7 protein-coding genes are annotated in these 7220 nt (G+C 35.5%); all 7 read right to left on the bottom strand.

The genetic code is table 11. The annotated features are described in order from the left end of the window. Window positions 1-1143, bottom strand: a complete 1143-nt coding sequence (pheA, locus tag SUCMO_RS0108590) for a prephenate dehydratase (protein WP_019880277.1) — start codon at window positions 1141-1143, stop codon at window positions 1-3. Further along, a complete protein-coding gene (aroC, locus tag SUCMO_RS0108595) occupies window positions 1133-2230 on the bottom strand; it encodes a chorismate synthase (protein ID WP_019880280.1) in 1098 nt (365 codons plus the stop codon). Before aroC ends, pheA begins: the two co-directional genes overlap by 11 nt. A 2-nt stretch (window positions 2231-2232) precedes the next feature. Further along, window positions 2233-3519: a 3-phosphoshikimate 1-carboxyvinyltransferase gene (gene aroA / locus SUCMO_RS0108600; RefSeq protein WP_019880281.1), complete on the bottom strand. Its 1287-nt coding sequence runs from the start codon at window positions 3517-3519 to the stop codon at window positions 2233-2235. A gap of 14 nt (window positions 3520-3533) precedes the next feature. Beyond that, on the bottom strand, window positions 3534-4616 hold the full coding sequence (gene aroB / locus SUCMO_RS0108605; protein WP_019880282.1) for a 3-dehydroquinate synthase: 1083 nt from the start codon (window positions 4614-4616) through the stop codon (window positions 3534-3536). Beyond that, window positions 4604-5470 carry a prephenate dehydrogenase gene (locus SUCMO_RS0108610; protein WP_019880283.1) on the bottom strand — a complete coding sequence of 289 codons (867 nt, stop codon included), beginning with the start codon at window positions 5468-5470 and terminating at the stop codon, window positions 4604-4606. Before SUCMO_RS0108610 ends, aroB begins: the two co-directional genes overlap by 13 nt. Before the next feature lie 129 nt (window positions 5471-5599). Continuing rightward, entirely contained in the window at window positions 5600-6613 is a 1014-nt protein-coding gene (gene aroF / locus SUCMO_RS0108615) for a 3-deoxy-7-phosphoheptulonate synthase (RefSeq protein WP_019880284.1), read from the bottom strand. Between the two features lie 380 nt (window positions 6614-6993). Continuing rightward, window positions 6994-7220: fructose-bisphosphatase class II (locus tag SUCMO_RS10650; protein ID WP_019880285.1), on the bottom strand; the 227-nt coding region annotated here is incomplete at its 5' end.

The following is a 7220-nucleotide window of genomic DNA, read 5'->3' on the forward strand; positions in this document are numbered from 1 at the left end:
TTACCCCTTATGCTCTTTATAATTTCCTAATAGTCTAAAATAACTACTATCTGCCTCAACCTTTTTTAATACTTTTTGGACTTGCCGATCTTCTAAACAACCTTGAAAGTCGACATAAAAATAATAGGACCAACTTTGCTTATGATTAGGTCTTGATTCTACTTTTAAAAGATTTATATTATATTCTTCAAAGTAATTTAGCACCCTTGCTAAGCTACCAGCTTTATGTGGTAAACCAATTAACAAACTTATTTTATCACTTTCTGCCCAAATTTGCTTACTTTTTGTTAGAATCACAAAGCGTGTAAAATTTTTATTGTTAAAATTTATTCGTTCCTGTAAAACTTGTAAGTTATATAAACTAGCCGCCTGTTTACTAGCAATAGCGGCAATATTATCAGCAGCAGTATGTGCAACATATTCTGCGCTTTTAGCTGTATTAAAATAGGGAATATGCTCCCATTGGGGATATTTTGCTAAAAAATCCTTGCTTTGTTTAAATCCCTGGGGATGAGAATATACTTTTTCAATCATTGCCAAGGTTGTTTGAGGCTTTGCTAATAGTGCCTGTTCTATTTCTAAACAATATTCCGCTACGATGCAAACTTGATATTTGTTCAGTAAATCATATATATCATTAATTGCCCCAGTAGTAGAGTTTTCTAATGGCAAAACTCCGTATACAATCTCCCCAACCTCTAAAGCACTAAACACATCTTCAAAATTCAAATAGTTTTTTTCTAAAATACAATGCTCTTTAAAAAATCGTTGTAAAGTTTGATGGCTAAACGAACCAGCTACACCCTGATAGCCAACTATCTTCCCCTCAAACTCTGGTTCAACCGTCTTGAACTCTTGATAATTAACCTGTGTATCTAAATATTCTTGCTGCGCATTGCGACTAACTAACATCATTTTTTCTAAAACACTTTCTAAAGCGCGTTTATATTGTTTATTTTGCAACATAGCGGTATTTTTCTCAATTACTTCTTTTTCACGTTCCGAATTTAAAATCGGCAAATTATGCGCTTTTTTATATGCTGCTACTTGAATAACAGTTTGCATCCGTTCTTCAAAGCAATCTACAATCTGTCGATCTAACCTATCAATTTTTTGCCGCAAAAGTTCTAACTCACAAGTCATTTTTTTCACCTGCTAATAATATATTATCTAACAATACCCACGCCGCTGCTGCTTCCACAACTACTACAGCCCTAGGAACTATACATGGATCATGTCGGCCGGTTATTTTCAAAGCCACATTTGTCTGTTCAGCAAAATTTATTGATTGCTGCTCTTTCGCAATCGATGGCGTAGGTTTAATCGCCACTCTAAATACCAACGGCAAAGAATTAGAAATTCCTCCTAATATCCCCCCATTATTATTGCTTAAAAATTTTATTTTATCTCCTTGATATTGCAACTGGTCATTGGTCACACTGCCTAATTGTTCACTAATTGCAAAACCGAGTCCAAACTCCACACCCTTAACTGCTGGAATAGAAAAAAGCATACTTGCTAAACTACTTTCTAACGAATCGAAAAATGGTTCACCTAGGCCTACAGGTAAGTTCAAGGCAAATCCTTCAATCACTCCCCCAACAGAGTCTAGTTGTGCTTTAGCTTGCAAAATTTCAGCTTGCATCTTTTCTCCTTGAACTAAATCTAATACAGGAAATTCACTTTGTAACAATTCTTCCAATAGTTTTCGCTCAATATTTAAAAAATCTTGCTCTCGATCTCTGATTTTAGCAATACTTTTAATTCTAGCAGCTACGATTATGTCTTGTTTTTCTAAAATTTGCTTAGCAACTGCCCCAGCAAAAACCAGTGGTGCTGTTAACCGTCCTGAAAAATGACCGCCACCACGATAATCATTAGCCTGCTTATATTTTATTTTTGCCACATAATCCGCATGTCCTGGTCGAACTAGATCTTTCAACAATTCATAGTCGCTCGAACGCTGACTGCTATTTTTTATCAACATGCATAATGGGCTACCTGTAGTTTTACCTTGAAACAAGCCACTAACAATCTCAAATTCATCAGCTTCTTTTCTACTTGTTGCCAAAGGACTATTTCCTGGAGCACGTCTTTGCAATTCATTTTGTATTTTTTCTAAATCTAATTCCACACCACTAGGTAAATTAGCTAAAACACACCCTATTGCTGTACCATGTGATTCACCAAATATTGTTAACGTAATTTTTTTACCAAATACTGCTCCCATTTTTATCCCTCCTGTTGAATTTTCCCACCTAAAGACTGATATTCTTGCCAAAAGTCAGGATAAGACTTGCTCACACTTTGCCAACCATTAAGTGTATTTGCTAGTTCACATCTAGTAGTTGCAATCGCCAGGGCCATAGCAATTCGATGATCCGCCCAAGCATCTAGCTCGCCTGCGCCTAATAATTTTTGCTGTCCACAAATTATTAATTCATCACCAGACTCCACAATTTGTGCCCCTAGCTTTTTCAACTCTGAGGTTATGGCGGCCAAACGATCTGATTCCTTAATTCGCAGACGTGCCGCATTAACAATTTTTGTTTCCCCTTGAATAAGACTGCCTAAAACTGCTAATATTGGTACTAAATCTGGGCAATCACCAACATCTATTGTAATCCCAGTTAATTTATGAGCACGACATAAAACAGTATCGCTAGCTACCCATATCAATTCTCCCCCTAAGGACTGAATTATATCTAAAATAGCTTTATCTGCCTGTAAAGAATCTTTGTTTAATCCAGCACATTGCACTTCATTACCCAAACAAGCCGCGACTAACCAAAACGCAGCTTGAGAATAATCCGCTTCAATCCGATAATCAGTACATTTGTATTGTTGTCCACCCTTAATATCTATTGTTTGATAGTCAGCCGTATACCCAATTTTAATTCCAAATGCTTGCAAGGTTTGAATAGTCAAATCTATATAACCTTTAGATTGTAATTCACTAGTCAAAAAGATCTTGCTGTCACCTGCTAACAGCGGTAATGCAAACATTAAGCCAGTAATAAATTGCGAACTAACATCACCCCGTAACTTATACTCTCCGGCTTGTAGTTTGCCTTGTAAGCACAGCGGCAATTTGTTTGAACTAGTCTGGTAAGGAAATTTTTGTTTTTCAAACAGTTCATAATAAATATTCAAAGGTCTATCTATTAATCTACCACGCCCCATAAAAACTGTTTCATTGCCTAAGGCGGCAGCTATTGGAATCAAAAATCTTAGGGTTGAACCTGATTCCCAACAATCAATTTCTCCAGCCTTTTCATCTACCTTCAAGCCGCCCCTTACTTTTACTAAGTATCGGTTGACAGTTTCTGGCAAAACTTCTATCTGCGCACCCAAATTCTTTAAACCTGCAATCGTAGCCTTAATATCATCTGATAAAATAATATTGGAAATTATACTTTCCCCTTTTGCTAAAGCCGCACAAATAATTGCCCGATGGCTAACACTTTTCGATGGGGGAACTTGAATTTTACCCTGCAAAAAACTAGGTGTAATTAACATTTATTCACATCCTTTTATCGTAAAAATAGTTCTGCTTGCTCGCTTTTAATTTTATGTAAAAAACTCTGACCAACTTCTTTTAATAAAACTAAATTAAGTTGCTGTTTTAAATTCTTTTTATCTACTGCTATCGCCGTTAGTAGTTTTTCTTGAAAAACATTAGTCGGCAATTGCTCTTGTTGATAATTAAGCGGTAACTGGTACTGGGTAATTATTTTTTTCAATTTTTCGCTTGTACCTTTACAAGTTAAACCCATTTCTTCACTTGCTTGTGTAATCAAGACCATTCCAATAGCCACAGCTTCTCCATGTGTATATTTACTAAAATTAAAACATTTTTCCACAGCATGGCCAATAGTATGACCAAAATTTAAAAACATTCTTTCACCAGTATCAAACTCGTCTAGTTCCACATAGTGTTTTTTTATCTTTAAACAACTTAAAATAATCTCCATTATTTCAGCTTGTATTGCTGTTCGTCCTTGGCAAACCTCGAGTTTAGCAAACAAAGCTGCATCTTTGATGCAAGCATATTTAATTACTTCTGCCAATCCATCGAAATAAAACCGATCTTCTAATGTTAACAATACTTGCGGATCAATATAAACTGCCAAAGGCTGATAAAAAGCACCTACTAAATTTTTGCCGCTAGGAATATCCACTGCAACTTTACCGCCAATACTACTATCTACCTGTGCTAATAAGGAAGTGGGAATTTGAATGAATTTGATCCCCCGCATATAAGTTGCGGCTATAAATCCTGCCAAATCTCCCACTACACCGCCACCTAAAGCGATAATTAGATCTGAGCGCGAGAATTTTGCTTGTGCTAGCTGTTCGTAAATTTCACCAGCTACAATTAGATTTTTACTAGCTTCACCAGCCGATATTACAATTTTTAAAATTCTACTTGGATCATCTGCAAATTGCTCTGACAAACGCTCTAAATAAAGCGGTGCCACATTGCTATCTGTAATTATCGCCAACTTAGCAGTACTATATTTTTCCGGCAACAATTTAGCAATACCGCCTAATAACCCTTGTCCTAAATAAATTTCATAGCTGTTTTTTTCTAGATTTATTTTTATTTTTTGCATAATTCACCTCGATTACGATTTGCCTTAACCAGCAATTCTTGTAAATCAGCCGTAGCAGAATTAGCAATTGCTTGCTCTAATAACTCTAATTGTTCTTTGAAGACTTTTATCTCCGCTAACACATTCGTACTGTTTGCAAGCAACAGCTGTGTCCATAAATTGCTGTTTATTAAAGCCACACGGCTTACATCTCGAAAACTACCACCTATAAAACTTTTTGTTTCCGGACTGAAAGAAGGACTATTCACCAGCGCGACTGCTAATAAATGAGTTAAATTGCTAGTATATGCAATTATTCTATCATGTTCTTGAGCGCTAAGCTTAACAATTTCTTTAACTTGCATTTCTTTAGCTAGTTGAATAACAGCCTGAATATTTTCTGGTCTATTAGTTTCCTGCTCTATAACAATAAAATTAGTATTTACAAATAAATTATCACAAGCATTCTCAATACCGCCTTGCTCTTTACCTGCCATCTGATGTATGGCAATAAAATCTACATCTTTCCGCCAAAAAGTGTGAACTTCATTTAAAAGTTTTTCTTTTATGCCGGAAGTATCAATAACCACTGCTGTTGATTTAAATTCCGCTAGATTGTTTTGCAAAAATTCCTTTGCATGCCAAGGATATATTGCCAAAATAACTAAATCCGCTTTTCTAAGCAACTCTTGCGTATTTTGAGTTGTTTTTTGAATAATTTCCTGTTGCCAAGCATATTTTAAAGTTTTTTCGTTGATATCCACGGCATAAATATTCTTATAACCTACTTTTTTTAAGGCTAATGCTATTGAGCCCCCAATCAAACCTAGCCCCACAATTAGAATATTAGAGTTTTTGCTAAAACCATCTTGCATATTACCACGTCCTTATCTACTTATCTACTTATCTACTTATCTACTTATTCTACTTATTCTACTAAAAATACCAATATTATTTATCTACCATACTACCAACCTACTACAGTTTCTTTAATTGCTATATAACTATATTTCTCTGCCCACAATTTGAGCAATCGCTTTTAAATCTTGCATCAAATTATCAAAACGCTCTGGTTTTATCGACTGTTGACCGTCACATTTTGCATTTGCAGGATCATTATGAACTTCAATCATTAAGCCATCTGCGCCTACTGCAACAGCTGCTTTAGATAGAGATTCAACCATCCACCACATCCCTGCCGCATGACTCGGATCAACTACAATCGGTAAATGACTTAGTTTCTTAATTGCTGGCACTGCACTTAAATCTAGAGTATTGCGCGTGTATCTTTCAAAAGTTCTAATTCCTCGTTCACATAAAATTACATTTTGATTGCCCCCAGCCATAATATATTCTGCTGACATCAACCATTCTTCAATTGTTGCTGACAAACCTCTTTTTAATAAAATTGGTTTATCTGTTTTGCCCAACTCTTTCAATAACTCAAAGTTTTGCATATTTCTTGCGCCTACTTGAATTATATCTACATCGGCCACAAAACGTTCAATTTTATCTGCCGACATAATTTCGCTGACAATTGGTAATCCTGTTTTCTTACGTGCTATTTTCAATAAATCCAAGCCCTCTTCTTGCATACCTTGAAAAGCATAAGGAGAAGTTCTAGGTTTAAATGCGCCACCTCTTAATATACTTGCACCCGAGGCTTGTACGCTTTTCGCTATTGCGGTAATTTGAGCTTCGCTTTCTACGGAACATGGTCCCGCCATTACTACAATTTTCTTACCGCCAATCTTTACACCTTGTACATCAATTATACTATCTTCTGGATGGAAATTTCTATTGGCTTGTTTAAATGGTTCTTGAATCGGCATTACCCGATCGACATACTCATTCATATTTAAAGCTGTAGGATCAAACTTGCTAGTATCTCCAACTATTCCTAAAATATAATAGGCTTCCCCTTGACTAGGATGAATACTGTACCCTTGTGCGATTAGTTTGGCTTTAATTTTCTCTACTTCAATTAGGGGGGAATTTGGTTTCATAACAATTATCATTTGTATCTACTCCTCTGCTTTAAATAATTCTTTAAATAACGTCAATAAAAAAAAGAGGACTCATTAATGAGTCCTCTAACTTATTGTTAAAAGATTATCGATAAAGACTGTTTCTCTATTGAGCACCCCTCAAGGAGAGCTCAGACCCAATCCGCAACTCATTAATTTGGTTAAAGTTATTTATATTTGCGTACACCAAAAAGCCAAAGCTATAATAATAACTCCAGCTAAAATATACGTATGCAAATATAAAAGAAAATATCGCCAAATTATGCATCGTTAATCTCCTAACTTTTTATCAAAATCATTTATTTTGTTAACAATATACACCCTTAAAAACTTCTTGTCAAGTTTTTTCGTTAACAAGATTTACATTAAGCTTAATATTTTATCGAAAACGGCTTGCGATCATAGCTATGAACAGCATCAACAAAACGCACAGTTCCTGATTTAAAACGCATAGAAATAGAATGTGTTCTTATTCCTTCGCCAAAATACTGAACCCCACGCAACAGTTCGCCTTCAGTAATAGCTGTAGCCGCAAACATTACATCGTCGCCAGTTACCAAATCATCAATTGTCAAAACTTTATTTACGTCAGTAATAC

Origin of the sequence: Succinispira mobilis DSM 6222 (genome assembly GCF_000384135.1) — a bacterium.
Taxonomy (GTDB): domain Bacteria; phylum Bacillota; class Negativicutes; order Acidaminococcales; family Succinispiraceae; genus Succinispira; species Succinispira mobilis.

Coding starts and splice junctions, on each gene's coding strand:
- pheA (WP_019880277.1), bottom strand. CDS start 1,143: ATGACTTGTGAGTTAGAACTTTTGCGGCAAAAAATTGATAGGTTAGAT.
- aroC (WP_019880280.1), bottom strand. CDS start 2,230: ATGGGAGCAGTATTTGGTAAAAAAATTACGTTAACAATATTTGGTGAA.
- aroA (WP_019880281.1), bottom strand. CDS start 3,519: ATGTTAATTACACCTAGTTTTTTGCAGGGTAAAATTCAAGTTCCCCCA.
- aroB (WP_019880282.1), bottom strand. CDS start 4,616: ATGCAAAAAATAAAAATAAATCTAGAAAAAAACAGCTATGAAATTTAT.
- SUCMO_RS0108610 (WP_019880283.1), bottom strand. CDS start 5,470: ATGCAAGATGGTTTTAGCAAAAACTCTAATATTCTAATTGTGGGGCTA.
- aroF (WP_019880284.1), bottom strand. CDS start 6,613: ATGATAATTGTTATGAAACCAAATTCCCCCCTAATTGAAGTAGAGAAA.